Below are 26020 nucleotides of genomic sequence, written 5' to 3'. Positions count from 1 at the left end.
CATGCCCGCATCCTTCGTCTACGACGCCGTGCGCACCCCGTTCGCCCGGCACGGCAAGGCTTTCGCCGACGTGCGCCCCGACGATCTCGCCGCGACCGTCATGGCATCCGTCGTCGACCGCACCGGCATCGACCCCGCCCGCATCGAGGACGTGATCTTCGGCGACGCGAACCAGGCGGGGGAGGACAACCGCAACGTCGCGCGCTTCGGTGCGCTGCTCGCGGGCTTCCCGTCGTCGGTGCCGGGCACCACCATCAACCGCTTGTGCGGATCGTCGCTGGATGCCGTGATCCAGTCCTCCCGAGCGATCGAGGCAGGGGATGCGGAACTGATCCTCGCGGGCGGTGTCGAGTCGATGACCCGGGCCCCGTTCGTGGTCGAGAAGAGCCCGCGCCCCTTCCCCGCCGCGAACCAGACGATGTGGAACACCTCGATCGGCTGGCGCATGACCAACCCGCGGCTGAGGTCGGACTGGACGATCTCGAACGGCGAGAGCGCCGAGAAGCTCGCCGAGATCTACGACATCTCGCGCGAGGACCAGGACGCCTTCGCCGCCCGCAGCCACCGCCTCGCCGCGGCGGCCTGGGCCGCGGGGCGCTTCGACGACGAGATCGTGCAGGTCGAGGGCCACGCGCTCGCCCGCGACGAGGGCATCCGCGACGATTCGACGGCCGAGGTGCTGGCGGGGCTGCGACCGGCGTTCCGAAGGGACGGCTCGGTCACGGCGGGCAACTCCTCGCCCATCAACGACGGGGCCTCCGCGGTGCTGCTGGGGGCGGAAGGGGCGGTGGATGCCGAGCCTCTCGCGCGCATCGCGGGACGCGCGGCGTTCGGCAACGACCCCGACGTGTTCGGCGTCGCCCCGGTCGAGGCGGCCAATCGGGCGCTCGCGCGAGCCGGACGCTCGTGGGCGGACGTGTCGTTCGTGGAGCTCAACGAGGCGTTCGCGTCGCAGACCCTCGCGTGCGCGAAGCTGTGGACCGAGCTCGACCCCGAGCTGCTCAACCAGAACGGGGGAGCGATAGCCATCGGGCACCCGCTCGGAGCCTCGGGCGGCCGGATCATCGCGCGGGCGGCGCACGAACTCGCGCGCCGCGGGGGCGGAGTCGCGGTCGCCGCGATCTGCATCGGCGTGGGCCAGGGTCTCGCCGTCGTGCTCGAGCGCTGACTCGTGGACGTGTGCTGCGGGCGGTGCCTTCCGGGCGGTGCGTCGTGGACGCCGATCCGCGGATAGGGTGAGGCGGTGGACGAGCGGGATGCGACCGACGGCGGCGACGTGGTGCAGGCGTTCGTCCGCGGCCTCGCGGTCATCCGCTGCTTCGACGCGCAGAACCGCTCGCTCACGCTGAGCGACGTCGCGCGGCGCGCGGAGGTGACGCGCGCCGCGGCCGGCCGGTTCCTGCGCACCCTCGAGGCCCTGGGGTACGTCCGCAGCGACGGGCGGTGGTTCACGCTGACCCCGCGCGTGCTCGAACTCGGCTACAGCTACCTGTCGGCATCCACTCTTCCCGACGTGGTGCAGCCGCACCTCGAGGCCCTCTCGCGCGCGGTCGACGAGAGCGCCTCGGCGGCGGTGCTCGACGGCGGCGACATCGTGTACGTCGCGCGGGTGCCGCTGCGGCGCATCATGTCGGTGGGGATCACGGTGGGAACGCGCTTCCCCGCGGCGGCGACGAGCATGGGGCGCGTCCTGCTCGCGCACGCGGAGCCCCGCGTCGTCGAGGCCGTGCTGGCCGCGCCGCTGCCGGCGCGGACGCCGCAGACGATCACCGACCCGGCCGCCCTGCGCGCGGAGCTGGAACGGGTGCGCGAGCGCGGATGGGCGCTGGTCGACGGCGAGCTCGAGCCCGGGCTCACCTCGGTGGCCGTGCCCGTGCGCGGCCGCGACGGCGCGGTCGCCGCGGCGGTGAACGTCTCAATGAGCAGCGGGCGGCACTCCCGCGAGACGGTGGTGGATCGCTTCGTACCGACGATGCTCCGTGAGGTCTCCGCGATGGAGGCGGATCTGCGCGTGCTCACCGGCTGACGTATCCGGCCGGGCATCGGCCGAGGCGATGTCGGAGGTCGATCGTATCTTCGACCACAGGGATTGAGACACTAGAACACATGTTCTAACCTGTGGGAGTGAGGGCGATCGTGAGAGACCAGGTACAGGCCGTACCCGACATCACCGCGCTGCGCGACCGCCTCGAGCGCATGCAGGGGCGGCGCATGGACGCCCCCGTGCTGCCCACGCATCCGGCGTTCTCGTCGCTGCTTCCCGGCGGGGGGCTGCGCGCGGGATCGGCGTACGCGCTCGCCCGCTCGGCATCCCTCCTGCTGGCCCTCATGGCGCGTCCCTCGCAAGACGGCGCGTGGTGCGGGGTCATCGGCATGCCCGAGCTCGGGGCCGAGGCGGCCGAGAAGTACGGGCTCGATCTCGACCGGCTCGTCTTCATCCCCGACCCCGGACCGCGCTGGCTCGCGGTGACCGCGACGATCACCGAGGTGCTCCCCGTGGTGGCCGTGCGCCCGCCCGTCGGTTCTCCGGCCGCGCGGGGAGGGGCCGAGACCACCCGGCTGGCGGCGCGACTGCGCGACCGGGGGTCGGTGCTGCTGGTGCAGGGCGCGTGGCCGCAGGCGGAGGCCGTGATCGACGTGGCCGACCCGCACTGGACCGGGCTCGGACAGGGGCACGGCTACCTGGCCGGTCGCGAGCTCACGGTGTCGGTCAGCAGTCGTCGCTCGCCGAACGCCCGCCGCGCCCGCATGCTGTTGCCCGCGGCCGATGGCTCGATCGAGCTGCTGGGCGCCCCCGCCGAGCGCCTCGTGCCCCGCGAGCGCGAGGCCTACCCCGTGCGGGCGGTGGGCTGATGGCGGCGCCGACGCGCAGTCTCGTGCTGTGGTTCCCCGACTGGCCGATCACGGCGTTCGTGCGCGAGGCCGTGTCTCCTCCGAAGCCGGATGCCGCGGTGGCGGTGTTCGCGAACAACGTCGTCGTCGCGTGCTCGTGGGCGGCTCGCGCACAGGGCGTGCGACGCGGGCAGAAACGGCGCGACGCGCAGGCACTGTGCCCCGGGCTGCAGGTGGTGCCCGCCGACCCCGTGCGCGATGCCCGCGCTTTCGCCCCCGTCGTCGCTCGCGTCGAGGAGCACGCCCCCGGGGTGCAGGTGGTGCGTCCGGGGCTGTGCGCCTTACGAGCCCGGGGTCCGGCTCGCTATTACGGGGGCGAGCTCGAGGCGGCGCGCAAGCTGATCCGCCTGCTCGACGACGTCGGGTTCGCCGGGGTACGTGCGAGTGTGGCCGACGGTGTCTTCACCGCCGAGCAGGCGGCGCGTGCCGCCGGTGTCGACGAGCCCGTGCGCGTCGTTCCGCCGGGAGAGGCGGGAGCCTTCCTCGCGCCGCTGTCGATCGCGACCCTCGACGACGACGAGTTCGGCAGTCTCCTCTCGCGCTTGGGGGTGCACACCCTGGGCGAGCTGGCGGGCCTCCCGGTCGAGAGGGTGCGGGAGCGCTTCGGCGAGCGGGGGGTGCGTCTGCACGCCCTGGCGGGAGGTCTCGACTCGCAGCCGGTGCAGCCGCGCACACCCCCGCCCGAGCTGCACCGAGACGTCGCCTTCGAGCCCCCGCTCGAGCTGGCCGACCAGATCGCCTTCGGCGTGCGCGTGGCAGCCGAGGAGTTCATCGCTCGCCTCGGCGCGCACGACCTGGTGTGCACCGAGCTGCGCGTCGTCCTCACCGGCGAACGGGGCGAGCGCAGCGAGCGCGTGTGGCTGCACCCCGGTTCGTTCGACGCCGCCGGCGTGGTCGACCGCGTGCGCTGGCAGCTCGCCGAAGACGCCCAGGGCATCTTCGGCAGCGGGGTCGCGGGCGTGCACATCGAGCCCGAGGCGGTCGACGCCGCCGCTCATCACGCCCGGGGGCTGTTCGGCGCGGGTCCCGACGAGCGCGTGCACCATGCGCTCTCACGCGTGCAGGCGATGCTCGGGCACCGCGCCGTGGTGACGCCGGTGATCGGCGGTGGGCGGTGGCTCGCCGAACGCCAGGTGCTCGTGCCGTGGGGCGACCGCGCCGTCACGGCGAAGGAGCGCACGCGCCCCTGGCCGGGGAGCCTCCCCGACCCCCTGCCGGCGACCGTCTATCCCGAGCCTCGCCTGGTGGGGGTCACCGACATCGCGGGGGCGCCCGTCACCGTGGGGGAGCGCGACGCGCTGAGCGCTCCACCGGCGGTGCTCGAGACGGCGGGGCAGCGTCGACGCATCCAGGAGTGGGCGGGCCCCTGGCCGATCAGCGAGCGCGGGTGGGACCCCCTGCGTGCGCGGCGGGCGCACCGGTTCCAGGTCGTCGACGCCGACGGGGGAGCATGGTTGCTCGTCGTCGAAGAGGGGGAATGGCGAGCGGAGGGGCGCTATGACTGAGGGCGTACTGGAGCGTGGGACCCCGAGCGGTGGCGCGTCGGGCTCTGCTCGGATCGCTGCACGCGCCGCGGTGTGCCGTCGTGCTCCGGGCGGGGCGCGCGGGTCGGCCGCAGCCGGGACGGAGGTGCGCTGATGGGCTGGACCAACCCGCCGGTGAAGTGGTCGGAACTCGAACGACTGCTCAGCGACGCGCGGCGGCCCACCGGCGCCCCGCCGAACGGCGACGGCGGTGACAGCCCGGCGTGGTCGCACAAACGCGGCGCCTACGTGCCGCCGACGATCGAACGGCCCGCCGAGACGGTGCCGTACGCCGAACTGCACGCGCACTCGTCGTACTCGTTCCTCGACGGGGCGTCGTCACCCGAGGAGCTCGTGGAAGAGGCCGAACGCCTCGGCCTGCACGCCCTCGCTCTCACCGATCACGACGGGTTCTACGGCATCGTGCGTTTCGCCGAGGCCGCCGAGGCGCGTGCGGTGAAGACGGTCTTCGGGGCCGAGCTGTCGCTGGGGCTGCCCGGCCCGCAGAACGGCGAGGCCGATCCGACCGGGTCGCACCTGCTCGTGCTCGCGCGCCGCGAAGAGGGGTACCACCGACTCGCCGCCGCGATCACCCACGCGCAGCTCGAGGGGGCCGAGAAGGGGCGTCCGGTCTACGACCTCGACGACCTCGCCGAACGCGCCGGGGGACCGCGCGACCCCCATTGGGCGGTGCTCACCGGATGCCGCAAGGGCGCGGTGCGTCAGGCCCTGGCGTTCGAGGGGCCGGCGGGTGCGGCACGCGAACTCGACACCCTCGTCGACCTGTTCGGGGCCGAGGCCGTCTACGTCGAGCTGATGGATCAGGGCGACCCGCTCGACTCGCGCCGCAACGACGTGCTCGCCGGCCTCGCGGCCGAGAGAGGGCTCGCGACCCTGGCCACCAACAACGTGCATTACGCCGCCCCGCAGAAGCAGCTGCTCGCCGCCGCCGTCGCCGCGGTGCGGGCGAACCGCGGCCTCGACGAGCTCGACGGGTGGCTCCCCGCCCATGCCGGGGCGCACCTCCGCTCGGGGGCGGAGATGGCGGCGCGTTTCGCCCGGTATCCCGGCGCCGTGGCGCGCACGGTGGCGCTCGCCGACGAGATCGCCTTCCCTCTGCGCCGGGCCAAGCCGGCCCTGCCGAAGCAGAGAGTGCCCGAGGGGCATACGCCCATGTCGTGGCTGCGGCACCTGGTCTGGGAGGCGGTGCCGACGAAATACCCGAACCTCTCCGACGACGACCGCCGCCGCATCGAGCGCGAGCTCGAGGTGATCGAGATGAAGGACTTCCCGGGATATTTCCTCATCGTCTACGGCATCGTCGCCGAGGCCCGCCGCCGCGGCATCCTGTGTCAGGGGCGCGGGTCCGCCGCGAACAGCGCGGTCTGCTACCTGCTGAACATCACGGCGGTCGACTCGATCTTCTATCGGCTGCCGTTCGAGCGGTTCCTGTCGAGCCTGCGCGACGAGGAGCCCGACATCGACGTCGACTTCGACTCCGACCGGCGCGAAGAGATCATCCAGTGGGTGTACCAGGAGTACGGGCGCGAGCGCGCGGCGCAGGTGGCCAACGTCATCCAGTACCGCCCCAAGAACGCCGTGCGCGACATGGCCCGCGCGCTCGGGCACTCGCCGGGGCAGCAGGACGCCTGGTCGAAGCAGGTCGAGCGTTGGGGCGCCACCCTCGAGACCGGCTCGGACCACGACATCCCCGATCAGGTCATCGAGTTCGCATCCGAGCTGCTGAAGGCGCCGCGGCATCTCGGCATCCATTCGGGGGGAATGGTGCTCACCGACCGGCCGGTGGGCGAGGTGGTGCCCATCGAGCACGCGCGCATGGAGAACCGCACGGTCATCCAGTGGGACAAAGACGACGCGGCCTGGATGGGGCTGGTGAAGTTCGATCTGCTGGGCCTGGGCATGCTCGCGGCGTTGCAGTACTGCTTCGACCTGATCCGGGATGCCACGGGCGAGAAGTGGGAGCTGTCGACGCTGCCGAAGGAAGAGAAGGCCGTGTACGACATGCTGTGCCGGGCCGATTCGATCGGGGTGTTCCAGGTGGAGTCGCGCGCGCAGATGGGGCTGCTCCCGCGCCTGCAGCCGCGGAAGTTCTACGACCTGGTCGTGCAGATCGCGCTCATCCGCCCGGGACCGATCCAGGGCGGGGCGGTGCATCCCTTCGTGCGGCGCAAGCTCGGTCAGGAGGAGATCACCTACGTGCACCCCAAGCTCGAGCCGGTGCTGTCGCGCACGATGGGTGTTCCGGTGTTCCAGGAGCAGCTCATGCAGATGGCGGTGGCCGTGGGCAATTGCTCAGCCGAAGACGCCGACCTGCTGCGGCGGGCCATGGGATCCAAGCGCGGGCTCGAACGCATCGACTCCCTCCGCGAGACGCTCTACGCCGGCATGGCCGAGAACGGTCTGGTCGGGCAGGTCGCCGACGAGCTGTACGCGAAGATCCAGGCATTCGCGAACTTCGGGTTCGCCGAGTCGCACTCGCTGTCGTTCGCGCTGCTGGTCTACGCGAGTTCGTGGATCAAGCTGCATTACCCGGCGGCCTTCCTCGCGGGGCTCCTGCGCGCGCAGCCCATGGGGTTCTACTCGCCCGCGACCCTCACCGCCGACGCCCGCCGTCACGGTGTGGTGGTGCGCCGTCCCGATCTGCTGCGCTCGGAGGTGCAGGCGTCGCTCGAGGGGCTCGACGACGCCGCTGCTTCCGGAGAGGGAGGGGATGCCGGGGTGCCGCCGGACGCGTCGGTCGGCAGGGGCGACGAGAGGCGGCGGGGGCAGCGGGATGTCGCGGACGCCCCCGACTCGGACGACGCACCGCACCGCGGGGTCGGGGCACCGACGGGGCGTGACGCGTGCGCGGAGGCGCATCAGCCGCCGACGGGGGAGTTCGACCCCTCCGAACCCGACGAGACTCTCGCCCATCGCCGAGACGGGGGGTTCGCCGTGCGGCTCGGGCTCGCGGAGGTCACCGGGATCGGGGTCAAGGTCGCCGAACGCATCGTCGCCGAGCGCAAGAGCGGGGGCGCGTACCGCGACCTGCGCGACCTCGTGCGACGCACGGGACTCGTCACTGCGCAGATCGAGGCGCTCGCCACGGCGGGGGCGTTCGAGTGCCTCGGGCATACCCGGCGCGAGGCGATCTGGCTCGCCGGATCGGCGGCGATGGATCGTGCCGAGTTCCTCCCCGACTCCCTGGTGTCGGTGCAGCCGCCGCTGTTCACCGACCCCTCCAGCTACGAGGTGCTCGCCGCCGATCTGTGGGCGACGGGACTCTCGGCCGACGACCACCCGCTGACCCATTTCCGCTCCGCGCTCGACGCCCGCGGGGTGATCACCTCGCGCGAACTGCGCACGTTCGAGACCGGTCGACGCATCGAGGTCGCGGGTCTGGTCACCCACCGGCAGCGGCCGGCCACGGCATCCGGGATCACGTTCCTCAACCTCGAAGACGAGCACGGGCTCATGAACATCATCTGCTCGGTGGGGGTGTGGAACAGATACCGGCGCGTCGCCCGCGAGTCACCCGCGCTCATCGTGCGCGGAATGCTCGAACGCTCGGTCGAGGGGGTCACCAACGTGGTCGCCGACGGGTTCACCGATCTGCGCGTGGGAGTCGCGCACGCCTCGAGGGACTTCCGATGACGTCGGGCGCTCTCACTAGACTCGGGGCGATCTCGCCCGGTTCCGCACCAGACAGGGGAAACGACCATGACCGACACGCCCACACCGCCCGACGGCTGGTACCCCGACCCCGCCGGAGGCGGCGGCCTGCGCCGCTGGGACGGCACGAGCTGGACCGACGAGGTGCGCGCCGTCGACGGATCGACGCCGACCGCCCCGGAGGCCGCGGGGCCGTCGACGAGCGAAGACAGCGCCGTCGCCCCCGACGCATCGGCCTCGAACTCATCGGAGTCCGTCGCGGTCTCGGACGCCCGGGAGTCCCTCGCCCCGACCGACCCGCACGAGGCAGTGACCGCCTCGGAACCTTCCGCCGAGTCCGCTGCCGCTGAGTCGTTCGCCGCTGAGCCTGCCACGGCGTCGGAGCCGTCGGCCCCGGAGTCCGTCGTGGCCGCGGACCACACCGCCGATCCCGACCCGGTCGCCGCCGCAGCCCCGGCCGCAGCCCCCGCCGCGCCCTCGGCCGTGCCGCCCATCGTCGCCCCGCCTGTGGCGCCCGTGCCTCCGGCACCCTCGTCGTCTTCCTCCGCTGCATCCGCTCCGGCGTACGGGGCGTACCCGTCCGCGGCGAGCACCCCGAACTCGCCCAGCGCATCGGGCTACGCGGGTGCGCCCGCCTCCCCGGGGACGCCGGCGTACCCGGGCGCCGCGGCGTCGACGGACGCGGCCCCGCGCACCGACATCCCCACCAACACCGTCTGGGTCTGGCTGCTGGCCTTCCTCCCGCTGGTCGGGGTGCTCTCCCTCTTCCTGTTCGACTGGTCGACCTTCATCCAGGAGTCGTTCTACGCACAGGTGTATGGCGGAGGATCCACGGCCACCGAGACGATCGTCTCGGCCGTCGTCACTCTTGCGAGCGTCGTCTACTACGCCGTCACGGTGCTGTTCGCGTTCCTCGACTGGCGTCAGCTGCGGGCTCGCGGGGTGGAGCGGCCGTTCCACTGGGCGTGGAGCTTCTTCGTGGTGATGATCAGCAGCGCTCTGGTCTACGTGATCGGTCGCGCCGTGATCCTGCGGAAGCGCACGCGCAGCGGTCTCGCGCCGATGTGGGCGGCGATCGCGGTCAACGTGGTGTCGCTCATCGCGATCATCGTGTGGGGGATCTACCTGCTGTGGCAGATCATCCCGCTGATCGAAGAGCTGCAGTACTACGGATACTGAGTCGACGGACGGGTGAGGGCGTCCGCGTCCTCACCCACCCGGACGCCGTGCGGCGCAACGGTCGCGCTCCTTGCGCATGACGCTTCGTGACGCCATGCTTCGCAACATGACGGCGCCGGAGCTTCACGCTTCTCACCGGCATACGCTCCTCGAGCCGGCGCCTGACGCCGAACATCCCGGGGAGGCCACGCATGTCCACACCGTCCATCGCCCAGCAGATCGACGACTTCACCGGCGGGTTCGAGTCGCAGATCGGCGACCGCCTCGCATCGGTGTTCTCCGAGGAGCAGTCCGACCTGCGCGACGCGGGAGTGCCTCACGCAGCGCTCGGTGTCGGAGACGCGGCGCCGGACGCCGAACTCATCACCGCAGATGCCATTCCTACCACCTTCGAGGCCGAGCGCGGCGGTGCGGCATCGGTCGTGGTCTTCTATCGCGGCGCCTGGTGCCCGTACTGCAACATCACCTTGCGCACCTACCAGGAGCACTTGCTGCCCGTGCTGCGCGAGCGGGGCGTGCGCCTCATCGCCGTCTCGCCGCAGACGCCCGAGGGGTCGAGGCAGAGCGTGACCAACGGCTCGCTCGCCTTCACCGTGCTCTCCGACCCTGCGAACGCGCTCGCCGAGAGCTTCGGCATCGTCACCGAACCGAGCAGCGCCGCGCGGGCAGCGCACACCGAACTCGGCTTCGACGTGGCCGACAGCAACGCCGACGACTCCGCTCGCATCCCGTTCCCCTCCGTCTACGTCATCGACGCGGACGGCGTGATCAGATTCGCCGACGTGCACGTCGACTACACGACGCGCACCGAGGTCGACGAGATCATCGCCGCACTCGAGGGGATCGGCAAGGGCTGACGTGAGGGCGAGGATCGCGCGGCGCCCCGTACTCGGCCCGTCAGCTCTCGGGTGACACGCGAACCGCCGCGATCGCGTCGAGCAGCGCGTGGGCGGTGTCGTCTTTCGATCCGGATGCCGTCGCGACGACGCGTCCGTCCCGATCGACGATCATGAGCGTGTTGTCCGCCGCCTCGAATCCTCGCGTCCACCCCACGGCATTCGCGGCCAGGAGGTCGACGCCCTTCCGCGCGGCCTTGGCACGGGCGCGCTCGAGGAGCTCGTCGTCATCGGCCACGGTCTCCGCGGCGAAGGCGACGATCGTCTGCCCCTCTCGTCGGGCCGCGACGAGCCCGGCGACGACGTCCCGGTTCTCGGTGAGCTGCAGGGTCAGTCCGCCGGGGGAGTCCTGCTTGCGGAGCTTGTGCACCGACACCTCGGCCACCGAGTAGTCGGCGACCGCCGCGGCCATGACGATGACGTCGGCGCCGGGGGCCGTGGCATCCATCGCCCTTCCGAGCTCGTCGGCGGTTCCCACCGACACGACCTCGACGCGGGGGTCGGGGCGCACGTCGGCGTCGAGGTGCGCGGCGACGAGGGTCACCCGCGCGCCGCGGTCGGCGGCGGCGCGGGCGATCGCGACACCCTGTCGTCCGCTGGAGCGATTGCCGAGGAAGCGCACCGGGTCGATCGGCTCGCGCGTGCCACCGGCGCTCACCACGATCGAGACGCCCTCGAGGTCACGCTCGCGTTCGACGAGGGCGAGCGCGGCCGCGACGATCTCCTCGGGTTCGGACATGCGCCCGGGGCCGGAATCGCCGCCGGTGAGCACGCCGTCATCCGGGCCCACGACGTGCACGCCCCGAGCGCGGAGCACCTCCATGTTGTGGACCGTCGCGGGATGCCGCCACATCTCGGTGTGCATCGCGGGAGCCACGACGACCGGGGCCGTCGTGGCGAGCAGGGTCGTTCCGAGCAGGTCGGACGCGAGTCCGGCGGTCATCGCCGCGAGGGTGTTGGCGGTCGCCGGGGCGACGATCACGAGGTCGGCCGACTGCCCGAGAGCGACATGGCGCACCTTCGCGACGTCGTCGTGCACCGAGGTGGTCACGGGATTGCGGCTGAGCGCCTCCCACGTGGGCAGGCCCACGAATCGCAGGGCGTCGTCGGTGGGGATCACGTGCACGTCGTGCCCGGCCTTCACCAGCAGCCGCACGAGGCCGACGGTCTTGTAGGCGGCGATGCCCCCGGTCACTCCCACCACGACGAACATCGCCCCAGTCTTCCAGGTCGACGCGCTGGGCGGGGAAGAGTCCGACGCCCGCGGGGTCAGGGCATCCGGTCTGTGGATGCCGGTCGGGGGAACCGGGGCAGGGGATCCGGCGAGGACAGGAGGCCGTGGGTGGTCCTGCTCTCGAGTGCTCGCCGGTTCTGGTGGGGTGCGGGCCCGGGGCGGTGGGGCTTGCCGGGGCAGGGGATCCGGCGAAGACAGGATGCCGAGGCTGGGGACCGTCCTGCTTCCGTGCCGCGCGGGCGAGGTCACGGCACCGGGCGCCCGCGGCGCGGGTACCGTGGGAGAAATGTGCACGGTCGTGATCGACGTTCCCGCCGAACCCGGCGAACCGGTGCGGGTGCTGGCCGTCCGCGACGAGGATCGCGAGCGTCCCTGGCGCGGGCTCGGCGCGTGGTGGCCCGAGCGCCCCGGCATCCTGGGCGTGCGTGACGACCGCGCGGGAGGGGCCTGGCTCGCCGTCGATCCCGACGCCCGGCGGCTCGCCGTGCTGCTGAACCGTGAGGATCTCTCCGACCGTCGCGACGACGAGGTGGTGAGCCGCGGCGCCATCCCCCTCGATGCGGTGGGCGACGGCATCCCGGAAGTCCCTCCCACCCGCGGCTTCAACCTCGTCGAGGTCGATGCCCACGGTGCGCACCTGGTGGAGTGGGACGGCCTCGAGGCTCGACGCACGCGACTCGCCCCGGGCACGCACATGATCGCCCACCACGCGGTCGACGACCCCGGCACCCCGCGTATCGCGCGCTGGCTCGGGGCGTTCCGCGACGCCGGGCTCGCACCGGGGGAGGACTGGTGGATGCCGTGGCTCGGCGTCGTCGAAGCCTCGACCTCCGACCCCTCGGCGTCGGTGCTCCGCCGCGACGAGCATGACGGACACGTGCTCGAGTCGCTGCTAGTGTGCGCGGCGACGGTCGGTCCGGAGGGCATCGAGGTCCGTGAGGCGAGTCCGGTCGAGCCGGGCGCGTGGGACGACGGTCTCGTCGAGGGGCTGCAGCATGGCATCAGGGCTCTGTCATCGCGTCCCGCCGCGGCGGAGACTTCCTCGTCTCGCGCCGCTTCGTCTCGCACCGCTTCCTCTTCCAGGGCGCAGTAGGCTGGAAAAGCCCCGCCTCCGTAGCTCAGGGGATAGAGCGCCGCACTCCTAACGCGGGCGTCGCAGGTTCGAATCCTGTCGGGGGCACCTCATCGCCAGCGCTCGTCCGTCCACCTCGGCGGCATCGCCGAGCCGCCACCGGATCCCAGGTCCAGCGGTTCCGCGCCGGATCATCCGTTCCGCGCGAGACCACGCCTCGCGGGCCTCGGCGATCGTGTCGCCTCGGTCTGATTCCGTGACGTCGGCGTCGGGCCCGCCCGGGATCGTTGCTCCTCCGCCTCCCGCATGGCATGATTACTGAACGATCGGTCGGAAAACCTCGAAGTCGAGGTGGACGCGACCCCGCCAGAGCCGGCGGGGGAGAGGATGGCGATGTCGCAGGCGTTTCTCATCGGCGGTGCGCGCACCCCGGTCGGGCGGTACGGCGGGTCGTTGGCATCCGTGCGCCCCGACGACCTGGCGGCCCTGGTGGTCGGCGAAGCCGTGGCCCGCGCGGGAGTGCCCGCCGAGGCGATCGACGAGGTGATCCTGGGAGCCGCGAACCAGGCGGGTGAAGACAACAGGAACGTCGCCCGCATGGCCGTGCTGCTGGCCGGACTCCCGGATACCATCCCCGGCCTCACCGTCAACCGCCTCTGCGCCTCGGGGATGAGCGCGATCGCGCTCGCGTCGCAGGCCGTCCGTTCGGGCGACGCCGACATCGTCGTGGCCGGCGGCGTGGAGTCGATGACCCGGGCGCCCTGGGTGCAGGCCAAGCCCGACCGCGCCTGGGCGAAGCCGGGAGCGGCCTTCGACACCTCGATCGGCTGGCGCTTCACCAACCCGCGGCTCGCGGCGCGCGACAAGGCCATCTTCTCGATGCCCGAGACGGCCGAGGAGGTCGCCCGGGTCGAGGGCGTCTCGCGCGCCGATGCCGACGCCTTCGCTCTGCGCAGTCACGAGAGGGCCGTGCGGGCTCAGGATGCCGGACGCTTCCGCGACGAGATCGTCGCCGTCGAGACGGTGCGAGGTGTGGTCGACACCGACGAGGGGCCGCGGCGGGACACCTCTCTCGACGCGCTCCGAGCGCTCCACGCCGTGGTCGCGGGCGGCGAGGTCGTCACCGCCGGGAACTCCAGTTCCCTCAACGACGGGGCCTCGGCGATCATCGTCGCGAGCGCCGAGGCGATCGAACGCCAGGGGCTGCGGCCGCGGGCGCGCATCGTGTCGCACGCCTCGGCGGCACTCGCCCCCGAGGTCATGGGGCTCGGTCCCGTGCCCGCGACCGAGAAGGCGCTCGCGAAGGCCGGGCTGTCGGCATCCGACCTCGGCGCCGTCGAGCTCAACGAGGCTTTCGCCTCACAGTCGCTCGCGTGCGTGCGGCGCCTCGGACTCGACCCCGAGATCGTCAACGCCGACGGCGGCGCGATCGCCCTCGGGCACCCGCTCGGATCGAGCGGATCACGGCTGATCGTGACGCTGCTCGGGCGCCTCGAGCGCGAGAACGCACGATACGGGCTCGCGACGATGTGCGTCGGCGTGGGCCAGGGCACCGCGATGATCGTGGAGCGGATCGATGGCTGAGACGACGACCCCGGTGTCCGATAACGCGAAGGTCCCTGAGCCTGTCGAAGGGACCGGGACCCTTCGCGGTGTCCGGGGGCCGGAGGCTTCGACAGGCTCAGCCGCCGGCGCGTCGGGCTCAGCCGCCGGCGCGTCGGGCTCAGCCGCCGGCGCGTCGGGCTCAGCCGCCGGCGCGTCGGGTCCCGACGACTCCGCATCGAAGGTCCCTGAGCCTGTCGAAGGGACCGGGACCCCCGCAACGCCCCGCCTCCGCGTCGACAGGAGCGACGATCGCGTCGTCGCCACCCTCGACCGACCCGACGTGCGCAACGCGATCGACCAGGCGATGGTCGACGAGCTGCACGCCCTCTGCGCCGAGCTCGAAGAGGCCCCCCGCACGCTCATCCTCACCGGGGCCGGAGGGATCTTCGCCGCCGGCGCCGACATCGCGCAGCTGCGCGAGCGCACCGGCGACGACGCCCGCCGCGGCATCAACGCCACGGTCTTCGACCGCATCCGCCACCTGCCCATGCCGGTGATCGCGGCCGTCGACGGCTTCGCGCTGGGCGGGGGCGCCGAGCTCGCCTACGCCGCCGACATCCGCATCGGCACCCCGCGCGTGCGCTTCGGCAACCCCGAACCGGGACTCGGCATCATCGCGGCGGCCGGAGCCTCGTGGCGGTTGCCCGAGATCGTCGGTCACGCCCGCGCGAGCGAGCTGCTGCTGACGGCCCGCACCATCGACGCCGACGAGGCTCTCGCGTGGGGGCTGCTGTCGAGCGTGCACGAACCCGACGCATTGCTCGTGGCGGCGCACGCGATCGTCGACCGGATCGCGGCGAACTCCCCGCGCGCGACGATCCTCACCAAGCGCGCCCTGCTCGCTCCCCGCGCGCAGCACCCCGCGATCGACGGCGAGCTGCAGGCCGAGCTCTTCGACAGCGCCGACAAGCGCGCCCGCATGACCGCGTTTCTGGAGAGGAAGAAGAAGTGACCACGCTCCCCGACGTCGCCGCGCCCGCGGCGGCATCCCTCCCGACGACCGTCGGCGTCCTCGGCGGGGGCCGCATGGGCGCCGGGATCGCGCATGCGTTCCTCCTGGCCGGTGCCCGCGTGCACGTCGTCGAGCGCGACGCGCCGGCAGCCGACGCCGCCCGCGAGCGCGTCGAGACGGCGTTGGCCCGGTCCGGCCGGAAGGGCATCGAGATCCCGGATGCCGACACCCTCACGACCAGCACCGACACCGCCGCCTTCGCCGGCGCGGGTCTCGTGATCGAGGCCGTCCCCGAGGATCGAGCGCTCAAGCTCGACGCTCTCGCACGGATCGAGAGGGTCGTCGACGACGCCGCGGTCGTGGCATCCAACACCTCCTCCATCTCGATCGACGCGCTCGCCGGAGCGATGCGGCATCCGCAGCGCTTCCTCGGCCTGCACTTCTTCAACCCCGTGCCGGCCTCGGCGCTGGTCGAGGTGGTCACGGGCGCGCGCACCGACGCGCGAGTGGTCGACGATGCCCGCGCGTGGGTCGCGGCCATCGGCAAGACCGCCGTCGTCGTGCGCGATGCGCCCGGTTTCGCCTCCAGCCGCCTCGGTGTCGTCCTGGGGCTCGAAGCGATCCGGATGCTCGAGGAGGGCGTCGCGAGCGCCCACGACATCGACACGGCGATGGAGCTGGGCTACCGGCATCCGATGGGCCCCCTGCGCACGACCGACGTCGTCGGACTCGACGTGCGCCTCGGCATCGCCGAAGAACTCGAGCGCACGTTAGGTGCGCGCTTCACCCCGCCCGCGCTGCTGCGAGAGCTCGTCGCCCAGGGGCACCTGGGTCGCAAGACCGGCCGCGGATTCTACGAATGGAGCGAATGATGACGTTTCTCCCCAGCTATGTGAGCGGCTCCTGGTGGACGCCGCAGGGCGACCCCGACGCCGCGATCGTGCGCGATGCGTCGACGGGTGAGGAGATCGTGCGGGTCAGCACGCGCGGGCTCGACCTCGCGGGAGCCGTCTCGTACGCCCGCGAGATCGGCCGCACGAGCATCGACGCCCTCACCTTCCACCAGCGCGCGATAGTGCTGAAGAACCTCGCGATCGCGCTGAACGAACGTCGGGAGGAGCTCTACGCGCTGTCGGAGCGCTCCGGCTCCACGCGCCGCGACTCGCTCAGCGACGTCGACGGGGGAATCGGCGTGCTGTTCACCTTCTCGTCGAAGGCGCGACGGGAGCTGCCCGCCGGAAAGGTCGTGCTCGACGGTCCGGTCGAGCCGCTGTCAAAGGACGGCTCGTTCCTCGGACGGCACGTCTACACCCGCCTCCCCGGCATCGCGGTGCAGATCAACGCCTTCAACTTCCCGATGTGGGGCGCGCTCGAGAAGTTCGCGCCGGCGTTCCTGGCGGGCCTGCCCACGATCGTCAAGCCCGCGACCCCGACGGCGTACATCGCCGAGGCGTGGGTGCGCGTGGTCGTCGAGACGGGGCTGCTGCCCGAGGGAGCCCTGCAGCTGGTGAGCGGGAGCGTCCCGGGCCTGTTCGACCTGCTCGACCTGGGCGACACCGTCGGCTTCACCGGCAGCGCCTCCACCGCCGAACGCCTGCGCGCGCAGGCCAAGCCCGGCGTGCGCTTCACGAGCGAGACCGACTCGATCAACGCCTCGATCCTCGGCCCCGACGCGGTGCCCGGCACCCCCGAATTCGACGCGTACGTGAAGCAGCTGCTGGTGGAGATGACCACGAAAGCGGGGCAGAAGTGCACCGCGATCCGCCGCGCGATCGTGCCGGCCGGGATGACGGATGCCGTGGCCGCGGCCCTGCGCGCGAAGATCGCCGAGCGCGTGGTCATCGGCGACCCGCGGACCGAGGGCGTGACGATGGGCCCGGTCGTCTCGACCGAGCAGCGCGACGAGGTGGTGCGTCAGGTGCGGGCCCTCGAGCAGGCCGGTGGGCGCTTCGTGGTGGGATCGGCCGAGGCGCCCGCGGGGGCCCCGGCCGAGGGGGCGTTCCTCCAGCCGATGCTCCTGGCCTTCGCGGATGCCGCGACCCCCGCCGTCAACGACATCGAGGCCTTCGGGCCGGTCGCCAGCATCGTGGAGTACGCCGACGTCGCGGAGGCCGCGGCGATCGTGGGCCGGGGTGGCGGGTCGCTCGTCACGAGCGTCGCCACGCACGACCCCGACGTCGCGACCGAGCTGCTCACCCGCATGGGCGCGATGAACGGGCGCGTGCTCTTCCTCGACCGAGACGACGCCCGCACCTCGACGGGCCACGGCGCTCCCGTGCCGCATCTCGTGCACGGCGGACCCGGCCGCGCGGGGGGCGGCGAGGAGCTCGGCGGCATTCGCTCGGTGCTTCACTCCATGCAGCGCACCGCGATCCAGGGCTCGCCGCGGATGCTCACCGCCCTGACCGGGGTATGGCATCCGGGAGCGCAGACCGACGCCGCCGGCATCCACCCCTTCCGCAAGCCGCTCGCGGACCTGCGGATCGGGGATGCCGTGGAGTCGGCCGAACGCGAGGTCACCCTCGACGACATCGAGGTGTTCGCGCGGTTCACCGGCGACACCTTCTACGCGCACATGGACGAGGAGTCGGCGGCGGCGAACCCTTTCTTCCCGGGGCGCGTCGCGCACGGCTACCTGCTCGTGTCGTGGGCGGCGGGATTGTTCGTCGACCCCGCCCCCGGCCCGGTGCTGGCGAACTCGGGCCTGGAGAACCTGCGCTTCGTCACGCCCGTGTCTCCCGGTGACCGCATCCGCGTCGCCCTGACCGCGAAGCAGATCACTCCGCGCGAGACCGACGAGTACGGGGAGGTGCGCTGGGATGCCGTGATCCGCAATCAGGACGACGAGCTCGTGGCGCAGTACGACGTGCTGACGCTCGTGGCGAAGACGTGGAGCCCGGCCGGCGCGCCCGCTCCGCAGCCGGCGGGAGCCCTGGCGTGAGCCTGCGGCCGATGATGCGGAACGACCGCGCGTCGGCGATGCTCGGCATGGTCGTCGAGCACGACGCACCGGGGGAGTCGCGCGTGTCGATGACTGTGCGCGACGACATGCTCAACGGCTTCGCGATCACCCACGGCGGGCTCGTGTTCACCCTTGCCGACACGGCGTTCGCGATCGCGTGCAACGAGGACGAGCGGGTGACCGTCGCCGGCGGTGCCGACATCACCTTCTTGAAGTCGACGACCGCGGGGCAGACGCTCACGGCGACGGCTCAGCGTCGCGCTCGCAGCGGCCGCACGGGCCTGTACGACATCCGCGTCACGGACGAGACCGGCGACCTCGTCGCCGAGGTCCGCGGTCGCAGCATCACGACGGATCGCCGTCCGCCGGCGCCCGCACCCGATCCCGAGCGCGACGACGCGCTCTCCACCACGGAGGTGTCCCGATGACCGTGACCACCGCATCGCGCCCGGATTTCCTGGCATCCGTCGATCCCACCGGCATCCCGCTCGAGAGCCTGCGTGCGCTGCAGCTCGAGCGTCTGCAGTGGACCGTCCGCCATGCCTACGAGAACGTCGCGCTGTACCGGCGGAAGTTCGACGAGGCCGGGGTCGGTCCCGACGACATCCGCACGCTCGACGACATCCGTCTGCTGCCGTTCACGACCAAGGCCGACCTCCGCGAGACCTACCCCTTCGGCATGTTCGCGGTGCCGATGGCCGATGTCCGTCGCATCCACGCCTCCTCGGGCACGACGGGGCGCCCGACCGTCGTCGGCTACACCGCCGGAGACCTCGATCGGTGGGCCGATCTCGTCGCGCGGTCGCTGTCGGCCGCCGGCATCCGGGCGGGCGATCGCGTGCACAACGCCTACGGCTACGGACTGTTCACCGGCGGCCTCGGCGCACACGCGGGCATCGAGCGGCTGGGGGCGACCGTGATCCCGATGTCGGGCGGGCAGACCGCGCGGCAGGCGCAGCTCATCCAGGATTTCGAACCGGATGCCATCCTCTGCACGCCGAGCTACCTGCTGACCATCGCCGATGCGCTGGAGGCGGCGGGGGTCGACCCGCGCTCGACGTCGCTGAAGGTCGCCGTGCTCGGTGCCGAGCCGTGGACCAACGAGATGCGCCGCGAGATCGAGCGCCGTCTCGACCTGGTCGCGGTCGACATCTACGGCCTCAGCGAGGTGATGGGCCCGGGGGTGGCCTCGGAGAGCGCTCTGACGAAGGACGGCCCGCACGTGTGGGAAGACCACTTCCTGCCCGAGACCATCGACGGCGAGACGGGCGAGCCCGTAGCCGACGGGGAGCTGGGCGAGCTGGTCTTCACCTCCCTCACGAAAGAGGCCTTCCCCGTCATCCGCTACCGCACGCGCGATCTCACGCGCCTGCACCCCGGCACGGCCTTCCCGGCGATGCGCCGCATCGAGAAGATCACCGGTCGCAACGACGACATGATCATCCTGCGCGGGGTGAACCTCTTCCCGACCCAGATCGAGGAGATCGTGATGGGCATCGAGACCCTCACCCCGCACTTCGTGCTCGAGCTGCGCAGGGAGGGGCGGATGGATGCCATGACCGTGCGCATCGAGCGTCATCCGGCCCTCGAGCGCGAGGTGTGCGAGGCCGCCGGCGTCGTGTTGCAGCAGCGCATCAAGGTGCTCATCGGCACCACGGTCGACGTGCGCGTCGAGGAGCCCGGCATCCTGCCCCGCTCCGAGGGCAAGTACAAGCGCGTCTACGACCTGCGCTGAGCGGGGGCCGTCGGCCCACGCCGAGGACGCACCGCGTCGTCGACACCGCACCCGTTCGGCGCCGATCGGATGCGGCCTCGACCGACGCCCCCGTGCTCGCCGCACACGAGGGTCGCGGGTCATTGCGGATCGCCATCCTCGCGGATACACTTTACTGAACGATCGGTCTGTAAAAGGAGTCGACGATGACGACAGCACTGACGGCGGATGCCGGCACCCTCGACGGCGAGGCGATGTTCGACGCCCTCATCGAGGCCGACGGGCGGATCGAACCGCGCGACTGGATGCCGGAGGCGTACCGCCGCACGCTCATCCGGCAGATCTCGCAGCACGCGCACTCCGAGATCATCGGGATGCAGCCCGAGGGGGCGTGGATCACGCGGGCACCGAGCCTGAAGCGCAAGTCGATCCTGCTCGCCAAGGTGCAGGACGAGGCGGGCCATGGCCTGTACCTCTACTCCGCGGCGCAGACGCTCGGTATCACCCGCGACGAGATGACGCAGCAGCTCGTCGATGGCAAGGCCCGCTACTCGTCGATCTTCAACTACCCCACCCCGACCTGGGCCGACATGGGCGCGATCGGCTGGCTCGTCGACGGAGCCGCGATCTGCAACCAGGTGCCGCTGTGCCGCGCGTCGTACGGACCCTACGGGCGCGCGATGGTGCGCATCTGCAAGGAGGAGTCGTTCCACCAGCGCCAGGGCTTCGAGATCCTGTTGACGCTCATGCAGGGCACCGAGGAGCAGCGGGAGATGGCTCAGGATGCCGTGAACCGCTGGTACTGGCCGAGCCTGATGATGTTCGGACCCCCCGACGACGACTCGCCCAACTCGGCGCAGTCGATGGCGTGGAACATCAAGCGCTTCAGCAACGACGACCTGCGGCAGCGGTTCGTGTCGATGCTCGTACCCCAGGCGGCGGTGCTGGGCGTGACCCTGCCCGACCCCGACCTGCGTTTCAACGACGAGACCGGTCAGTACGACATGGGCGAGATCGACTGGACGGAGTTCCACGAGGTGCTCGCCGGGCGCGGCCCCCTGAACACCCTGCGCCGGCAGCACCGCCGCGAGGCGCACGAAGAGGGCGCCTGGGTGCGCGAGGCCGCCGCCGCCTACGCCGCGAAGAAGAACGCCGCCCGCACCCAGACGGCGGCCGCCTGATGGCCACGCCCGGCGGCAGCCCCGCCGAGACCTGGCCCCTCTGGGAGGTCTTCGTGCGCGCGAACCGCGGTCTGAGCCACGTGCACGTCGGCTCGCTCCACGCTCCCGACGCCGAGCTCGCCGTGCGCAACGCGCGCGACCTCTACACCCGCCGCGGCGAAGGCGTGTCGGTGTGGGTCGTCCCCTCGGATGCCGTGACTACGAGCGACCCGGGAGCCAAGGGGGCGTTCTTCGAGTCGCCCGCGGGCAAGAACTACCGGCACGCGGTGTACTACACCGCGTCCGAGGGGGTGCCGCACCTGTGAGCTCGTCGATCGATCAGGGGTCCCGCTCCCGTCGACAGGCTCAGGGACCTGGGGATGGTGTGGCGGCGGTGGCTGAGCCTGTCGAAGCCCCCGACGCGGGCGGCCACCGCGACGACCCGCACGGCGTCGACCCCCACGGAGACGTCTCGCTCGACGCGCGCGAACTCTCCGCCGAGCTCGCCGGCGGTGAGGACCGCGCGAGCGACCCCGACGTCGCCGCGTACGCGATGCGCCTCGGCGACGACGCCCTGATCCTCGCTCAGAACCTCTGCGGCTGGGTGGCCCGGGCCCCCGAGCTCGAGGAAGACGTCGCCCTCGGCAACATCGCCCTCGACCTCCTCGGCCACGCCCGCTCGCTCCTGCGCTACGCGGGCAGTCACGACGACCGGAGCGAGGACGATCTCGCCTACTGGCGCGACGAGCGCGACTTCCGCAGCGCATGGCTGTTCGAGCTGCCGAACGGCGACTTCGCGCACACGATCGCCCGGCAGCTGCTCGCGTCGACGTACCTGCTCGAGCTGTACCGCGAGCTCGCGGCATCCACCGATCCCGTGCTCTCGGCGGTCGCCGCCAAGGCCGAGAAGGAGGTGGACTACCACCGCGATCACGCCGTGCAGTGGACGCTCCGTCTCGCCGGCGGCACCGACGAGTCGCGTCGCCGCTTCCTCGTCGGCCTCGACGACACCTGGCCGTACCTCGACGAGCTGTTCCGCGACGAGCCGCTGCACGACAGGCTCGAGGGCGTCGCCGTGCGCCCCTCCACCCTGCGGGGCCGTGTCGACGACGTGCTGGCGGCCGTGCTCGCCGAGGAAGACGTGCCGGTCCCGTCGATCCCGGCGTCGTCCGCGGGAGGACGTCAGGGACGGCACCACCCGGCGTTCGGGCCGCTCCTCGCCGAGATGCAGGTGCTGGCCCGCCGGCATCCGGGGGCGACATGGTGACCGCGACGCTCGAGCGCGCCCGCGAGGTCGTGGCGGCCGTCGTCGACCCCGAGGTGCCCGTGCTCACGATCGACGATCTCGGGGTGCTCCGCGACGTGCGCTTCGACGGCGAGACCGTGACCGTCACGATCACCCCCACGTATTCGGGATGCCCCGCCGTCGACGCCATCCGCGACGACATCGTGCTCGCCCTGACCTCCGCCGGTTTCGGCGACGCGGTCGTGAAGACGACGCTCACCCCGGCCTGGACGACCGACTGGATGAGCGAGGCGGGCAAGCGCAAGCTCACCGAGTACGGCATCGCACCGCCCACCGGCCGGGCGCCCGCGGGTCCCATCCGCGTGAAGCTCAGCGTCGCGTGCCCCCGGTGCGGCTCGCTCGACACCCGCGAGGTCTCGCGTTTCGGCTCCACCTCGTGCAAGTCGCACTGGGAGTGCCGCGCGTGCCTCGAACCCTTCGACCACTTCAAGGCCCTCTGATGACGATGACGGATGCCACCCCCTCGAGCCCCGCGGGAGCCTCGACCCCGGGGCCCGTGCGCGAGACGGGCGGTCGTGCCCGCGCCCGGTTCCACACGTTGCGGGTCGCCGACGTGCGCCCCCTCACCCCGACGGCGATCGAGGTGACCTTCACCGTGCCCGACGAGCTCGCCGACGCCTTCGACTACGCGGCGGGCCAGTACGTCGCCCTGCGCGCCCGCGTCGACGGCGACGACCTGCGCCGTTCGTACTCGCTGTGCCGCCCGCCGGCGCGCGGGACCATCAGCGTGGGCATCAAGCGCGATCCGGACGGGCGCTTCTCGACCTGGGCGCACGAGGGCCTGCGCCCGGGGGATGAGATCGACGTGATGAGCCCGCAGGGCACGTTCGTCTCGAAGGCCTCGACGTCGACCGGACACGTCGTCGCGATCGCCGCCGGATCGGGCATCACCCCGATCATGGCGCTCGCGACCGACGTGCTCGAACGCTCCGCCCACAGCCGCATGACGATCGTCTACGCCAACCGGTCATCGACCGACGTGATGTTCGTCGACGAGCTCGCCGACCTGAAGGACCGCTACCCCGCGCGCCTCACGCTGCATCACGTGCTCTCGCGGGAGCAGCGCGCGGCGCCGGTGTTCTCGGGACGCATCGACGACGAACGCCTGCGCCTCATCCTGTCGCGCCTGATCGACCCGGCATCCGTCGACGAGTGGTTCCTGTGCGGCCCGTTCGCCCTCGTCGAGCTGTGCCGCGAGGCGCTGGCCGAGGCCGGGGTTCCGCGCGAGCGCGTGCGTTTCGAGCTGTTCACCGCGGGCGACGGCGACGCCCCCGCGCAGACCGGGGGAGCGCGACCCGTGCGCGTGCGCGCCGACGAGCCGGTACGCCGCATCGACTTCACCCTCGACGGCCAGTCGGCGTCGGTCGACAGCCCGGTGGACGCGAACGAGACGATCCTGGCCGCCGCCCTGCGTGTGCGGCCCGACGTGCCCTTCGCGTGCGCGGGGGGTGTCTGCGGAACCTGCCGCGCACGCGTGGTCGAGGGGGCGGTCTCGATGACCGAGAACTACGCCCTCGAACCCGACGAGATCGAGCGCGGCTACGTCCTCACCTGCCAGTCGCACCCCACCTCCGACGCCGTGCGCGTCGATTACGACGGCTGAGGGGATGCCGTGATCGACTACCGCCTCGACGAGGGCGTCGCCGAGATCGTCCTGAACGCTCCGACCCGCCGCAACGCCCTCGGTCTCGACGACCTGCGCGAGCTCGGTTCCGCCTACGAACGGGCGGAGTCCGACGGAGCCCGAGCTGTGCTGCTGCGCGGAGAAGGACCGTCGTTCTGCGCCGGCCGCGACATCGCGGGCGTCGATCCCGCGACCGACGACGTCGGCGGCTACCTCGACGACACATTGACGCCCCTGCTCCGCCGGATGGCGGCCTTCCCGGCCCCGACGTTCGCGGTCGCCCACGGCGCGTGCCTGGGCGTCGGGCTCGGCCTGCTCATCGCGACCGACGTCGTGTACGTCGCCGACACCGCGAAGATCGGCTCGCCGTTCGCCGCCCTCGGCGCGACGCTCGACTCCGGCGGTCATGCGCTCTTCGCCGAGCGCCTCGGCATCCACGCGACCCTCGACCTCATCTACACCGGCCGCATGCTGTCGGGCGAGGAGGCGGTGCGCGCGGGCCTCTTCTCCCGCGTCTTCGCGGCCGATGAGGTGACGGATGCCACGGCGCTCGCCGCCCGTACGGCGGCGGCAGGTCCCACGGCGGCGTTCCGCGCGAGCAAGCGCATCGTCTCGGCGATCCGCGACCAGCGCCTGGGGCTGTGGGATGCCATGGCCCTGGAGAACCGCGCTCAGGCGGCGCTCGCCGCCACCGACGATTACCGCGAGGGGTTCGCGGCGTTCTCGTCCAAGCGTCGACCGGAATTCACGGGGCGCTGAGGCGGGCGCGGCTTGCCGCTTCCCGCGTCGACGGGACATCGCACGCAGTCGCCGGGGCATGGTGGGTGCGCAGGGGCGGAGCGTCGCCCCACCGCGCGCGGCACCGCCCTGCTTGAATCGGGAGATGCCGCGCATCGACGATGACGACGAACTCGCGACCCTCCGGCGCCGGGCCTTCGCCCCCGGCGCCGACATCTCGGCCGACCCCGCGGCGCTGGAGCGTCTGATCGAGCTGGAGGAGCGTGCCGCTGCCCGCGACCTCGCGTCGCGCGCCGGCGGATCGCGCGCGGATGCCGCCCCGAACCCGGCAGCGCGCGGCTCCGGTGCGGACACCGCGCCCGTCACGGGGCTCGACGGCCGCCCCCGCGACGGCGCTCCCGGCGGCGACCCCACGGCGTCGAGCGGGGATCCGTCGAGCCCGGACGCCGACGACGCCTCCGCGGACGGGCCCGGCGTCTCCCGCCCGGCACGCGTGCGGATGCCACGCCTCCGGCGCTCCACGGTGCTCCTGCTGGCGGGGGCGGGGGCGATCGCGGCCACCCTGGTCACGGCGCTCGTGCTCGTTCAGCGCGTGCAGACGGATCCCCTGCAGGTGGGCGCGACCCAGGTCGCCCGGCTGACGCCCGACCTGGCGTTCGAGATCCCGAGCTCGCTGTACCGCGGCATCACGGGCAACGTGAAGGCCTACACCGCGTTCGAGGGCTTCCGGGTGGTCTCGTACCCCTCGTTCCGAGCCGGCGAGGAGGCGGCGCGCTGCATGACCGTGTACCAGCCCGACCTTCTCGATGACAGTGACGACGGCTTCTCGTACGACGGTCAGTTCCTCCTGCCGTCATGCGGGGCGGGACTCTTCCCCGCGACCTTCACGATCCTCCTCGCCGAGGACACGCCCGAGCGTGGCCCCACGGACCTGCCCGCCGACACCGCTCTGCAGTTCGTCTACGACGAGGAACTCGACGAGGTCGTGGTCTTCGAGGGCTGACCCCGTCCCGCCCTTGCGGCGTCGCACGGCGGTCGCGACGCCCCCGTCGCCCGTGATCCCGCCGCACATGACGATGCCCCGACCCGAAGGTCGAGGCATCGTCGAAACGCGTCAGCGTGTCACGCGGCGGTGGTCACCGCGAACTGCACCGATCCCTGGGGATCGATCTGCGCGTCGAGCACGCGGTCATCGAGCACCGTTGCGGCGTCGGTGTCGAGGAAGACCCGCGCTCCGGAGTTCTCGACGACGGTGTCGGCGGGCTCGGGCGCGTCGACGACCGACAGCGCGAACTGCGACTCGGGCGAGCCCGCTCCGGCGATGCGCACCCCGCCCTGCGGGGCGTCGGGGAACTGCGCGGTGATGGTCTTGACGGCGGTCGTGGCCTCTTCGGTGAGCGTCAGCATGGGTGACTCTCCTTCTCTGATCGACGACAGGAGTCAGCCACGATGCCGAGAATCGCTTCGGCTCTCAACTCCTCGCGACCATTT

At 72.1% G+C, this 26020-nt stretch carries 22 protein-coding genes, 1 tRNA gene and 1 pseudogene; 22 read left to right on the top strand and 2 right to left on the bottom strand.

Going from position 1 to position 26020, the window contains the following annotated elements; all coding sequences use genetic code 11:
• The first annotated feature begins 1 nt into the window (after position 1).
• From Q0818_RS07920 to Q0818_RS07890, 7 genes are all read left to right on the top strand, one after another.
• Positions 2–1168 (top strand): thiolase family protein, encoded by a 1167-nt coding sequence (locus Q0818_RS07920; RefSeq protein WP_298873385.1) that lies wholly within the window; start codon positions 2–4, stop codon positions 1166–1168.
• A gap of 75 nt (positions 1169–1243) precedes the next feature.
• Entirely contained in the window at positions 1244–2026 is a 783-nt protein-coding gene (locus tag Q0818_RS07915; RefSeq protein ID WP_298873383.1) for an IclR family transcriptional regulator C-terminal domain-containing protein, read from the top strand.
• Between the two features lie 98 nt (positions 2027–2124).
• Positions 2125–2853 (top strand): hypothetical protein, encoded by a 729-nt coding sequence (locus Q0818_RS07910; protein WP_298873381.1) that lies wholly within the window; start codon positions 2125–2127, stop codon positions 2851–2853.
• Complete coding sequence (locus Q0818_RS07905) at positions 2853–4397, top strand: DNA polymerase Y family protein (RefSeq protein ID WP_298873379.1); 1545 nt, start codon at positions 2853–2855, stop codon at positions 4395–4397. The genes Q0818_RS07910 and Q0818_RS07905 overlap by 1 nt, the downstream gene beginning before the upstream one ends.
• A gap of 132 nt (positions 4398–4529) precedes the next feature.
• A complete protein-coding gene (locus tag Q0818_RS07900; protein WP_298873376.1) occupies positions 4530–8069 on the top strand; it encodes an error-prone DNA polymerase in 3540 nt (1179 codons plus the stop codon).
• Positions 8070–8135: 66 nt separating this feature from the next.
• On the top strand, positions 8136–9266 hold the full coding sequence (locus tag Q0818_RS07895; RefSeq protein ID WP_298873374.1) for a DUF2510 domain-containing protein: 1131 nt from the start codon (positions 8136–8138) through the stop codon (positions 9264–9266).
• A 191-nt stretch (positions 9267–9457) separates the two neighbouring features.
• Positions 9458–10123: a peroxiredoxin-like family protein gene (locus tag Q0818_RS07890; protein ID WP_298873372.1), complete on the top strand. Its 666-nt coding sequence runs from the start codon at positions 9458–9460 to the stop codon at positions 10121–10123.
• A gap of 40 nt (positions 10124–10163) precedes the next feature.
• On the opposite strand, the gene coaBC is transcribed toward Q0818_RS07890, so the two are convergent.
• On the bottom strand, positions 10164–11375 hold the full coding sequence (coaBC, locus tag Q0818_RS07885; RefSeq protein ID WP_298873368.1) for a bifunctional phosphopantothenoylcysteine decarboxylase/phosphopantothenate--cysteine ligase CoaBC: 1212 nt from the start codon (positions 11373–11375) through the stop codon (positions 10164–10166).
• 307 nt (positions 11376–11682) lie between these two features.
• Between coaBC and Q0818_RS07880 the strand changes: the two genes are divergently transcribed.
• The 15 genes and pseudogenes from Q0818_RS07880 (at position 11683) to Q0818_RS07810 (ending at position 25532) form a co-directional block, all read left to right on the top strand.
• Entirely contained in the window at positions 11683–12489 is an 807-nt protein-coding gene (locus Q0818_RS07880; RefSeq protein WP_298873366.1) for an NRDE family protein, read from the top strand.
• A 14-nt stretch (positions 12490–12503) separates the two neighbouring features.
• Positions 12504–12576: transfer RNA gene (locus tag Q0818_RS07875), tRNA-Arg, on the top strand.
• Between the two features lie 285 nt (positions 12577–12861).
• Positions 12862–14052, top strand: coding sequence for an acetyl-CoA C-acyltransferase (locus Q0818_RS07870; protein WP_298873364.1), 1191 nt, complete (start codon positions 12862–12864; stop codon positions 14050–14052).
• 247 nt (positions 14053–14299) lie between these two features.
• Positions 14300–15025 (top strand): annotated as a pseudogene (locus tag Q0818_RS07865) (enoyl-CoA hydratase/isomerase family protein); the annotation flags it as partial.
• Positions 15022–15897, top strand: a complete 876-nt coding sequence (locus Q0818_RS07860) for a 3-hydroxyacyl-CoA dehydrogenase family protein (protein ID WP_298873362.1) — start codon at positions 15022–15024, stop codon at positions 15895–15897. The pseudogene Q0818_RS07865 and the gene Q0818_RS07860, both read left to right, overlap by 4 nt.
• A complete protein-coding gene (gene paaZ, locus Q0818_RS07855) occupies positions 15897–17966 on the top strand; it encodes a phenylacetic acid degradation bifunctional protein PaaZ (protein ID WP_298873360.1) in 2070 nt (689 codons plus the stop codon). The genes Q0818_RS07860 and paaZ overlap by 1 nt, the downstream gene beginning before the upstream one ends.
• An 11-nt stretch (positions 17967–17977) precedes the next feature.
• Entirely contained in the window at positions 17978–18415 is a 438-nt protein-coding gene (gene paaI, locus Q0818_RS07850; RefSeq protein WP_298873358.1) for a hydroxyphenylacetyl-CoA thioesterase PaaI, read from the top strand.
• Positions 18412–19722: a phenylacetate--CoA ligase PaaK gene (gene paaK / locus Q0818_RS07845; RefSeq protein ID WP_298873356.1), complete on the top strand. Its 1311-nt coding sequence runs from the start codon at positions 18412–18414 to the stop codon at positions 19720–19722. The genes paaI and paaK overlap by 4 nt, the downstream gene beginning before the upstream one ends.
• Before the next feature lie 185 nt (positions 19723–19907).
• Positions 19908–20882, top strand: coding sequence for a 1,2-phenylacetyl-CoA epoxidase subunit PaaA (paaA, locus tag Q0818_RS07840; RefSeq protein WP_298873354.1), 975 nt, complete (start codon positions 19908–19910; stop codon positions 20880–20882).
• On the top strand, positions 20882–21187 hold the full coding sequence (paaB, locus tag Q0818_RS07835; protein WP_055838158.1) for a 1,2-phenylacetyl-CoA epoxidase subunit PaaB: 306 nt from the start codon (positions 20882–20884) through the stop codon (positions 21185–21187). The genes paaA and paaB overlap by 1 nt, the downstream gene beginning before the upstream one ends.
• Before the next feature lie 68 nt (positions 21188–21255).
• Positions 21256–22128 (top strand): 1,2-phenylacetyl-CoA epoxidase subunit PaaC, encoded by an 873-nt coding sequence (paaC, locus tag Q0818_RS07830; RefSeq protein ID WP_298873351.1) that lies wholly within the window; start codon positions 21256–21258, stop codon positions 22126–22128.
• Positions 22122–22607 carry a 1,2-phenylacetyl-CoA epoxidase subunit PaaD gene (gene paaD, locus Q0818_RS07825; protein WP_298873349.1) on the top strand — a complete coding sequence of 162 codons (486 nt, stop codon included), beginning with the start codon at positions 22122–22124 and terminating at the stop codon, positions 22605–22607. Before paaC ends, paaD begins: the two co-directional genes overlap by 7 nt.
• Entirely contained in the window at positions 22607–23770 is a 1164-nt protein-coding gene (gene paaE / locus Q0818_RS07820; protein WP_298873347.1) for a 1,2-phenylacetyl-CoA epoxidase subunit PaaE, read from the top strand. The genes paaD and paaE overlap by 1 nt, the downstream gene beginning before the upstream one ends.
• Before the next feature lie 9 nt (positions 23771–23779).
• A complete protein-coding gene (locus Q0818_RS07815; RefSeq protein ID WP_298873345.1) occupies positions 23780–24550 on the top strand; it encodes an enoyl-CoA hydratase-related protein in 771 nt (256 codons plus the stop codon).
• A 124-nt stretch (positions 24551–24674) separates the two neighbouring features.
• Entirely contained in the window at positions 24675–25532 is an 858-nt protein-coding gene (locus Q0818_RS07810) for a hypothetical protein (protein WP_298873343.1), read from the top strand.
• A 119-nt stretch (positions 25533–25651) separates the two neighbouring features.
• On the opposite strand, the gene Q0818_RS07805 is transcribed toward Q0818_RS07810, so the two are convergent.
• Positions 25652–25936, bottom strand: coding sequence for a Fe-S cluster assembly protein HesB (locus Q0818_RS07805; protein WP_298873340.1), 285 nt, complete (start codon positions 25934–25936; stop codon positions 25652–25654).
• Positions 25937–26020 lie beyond the last annotated feature (84 nt).

The sequence above is a fragment of the uncultured Microbacterium sp. genome, from assembly GCF_947489255.1.
GTDB classification, from domain to species: Bacteria; Actinomycetota; Actinomycetes; order Actinomycetales; family Microbacteriaceae; genus Microbacterium; species Microbacterium phycohabitans.
This window is presented reverse-complemented; position numbering and strand designations above follow the sequence as displayed.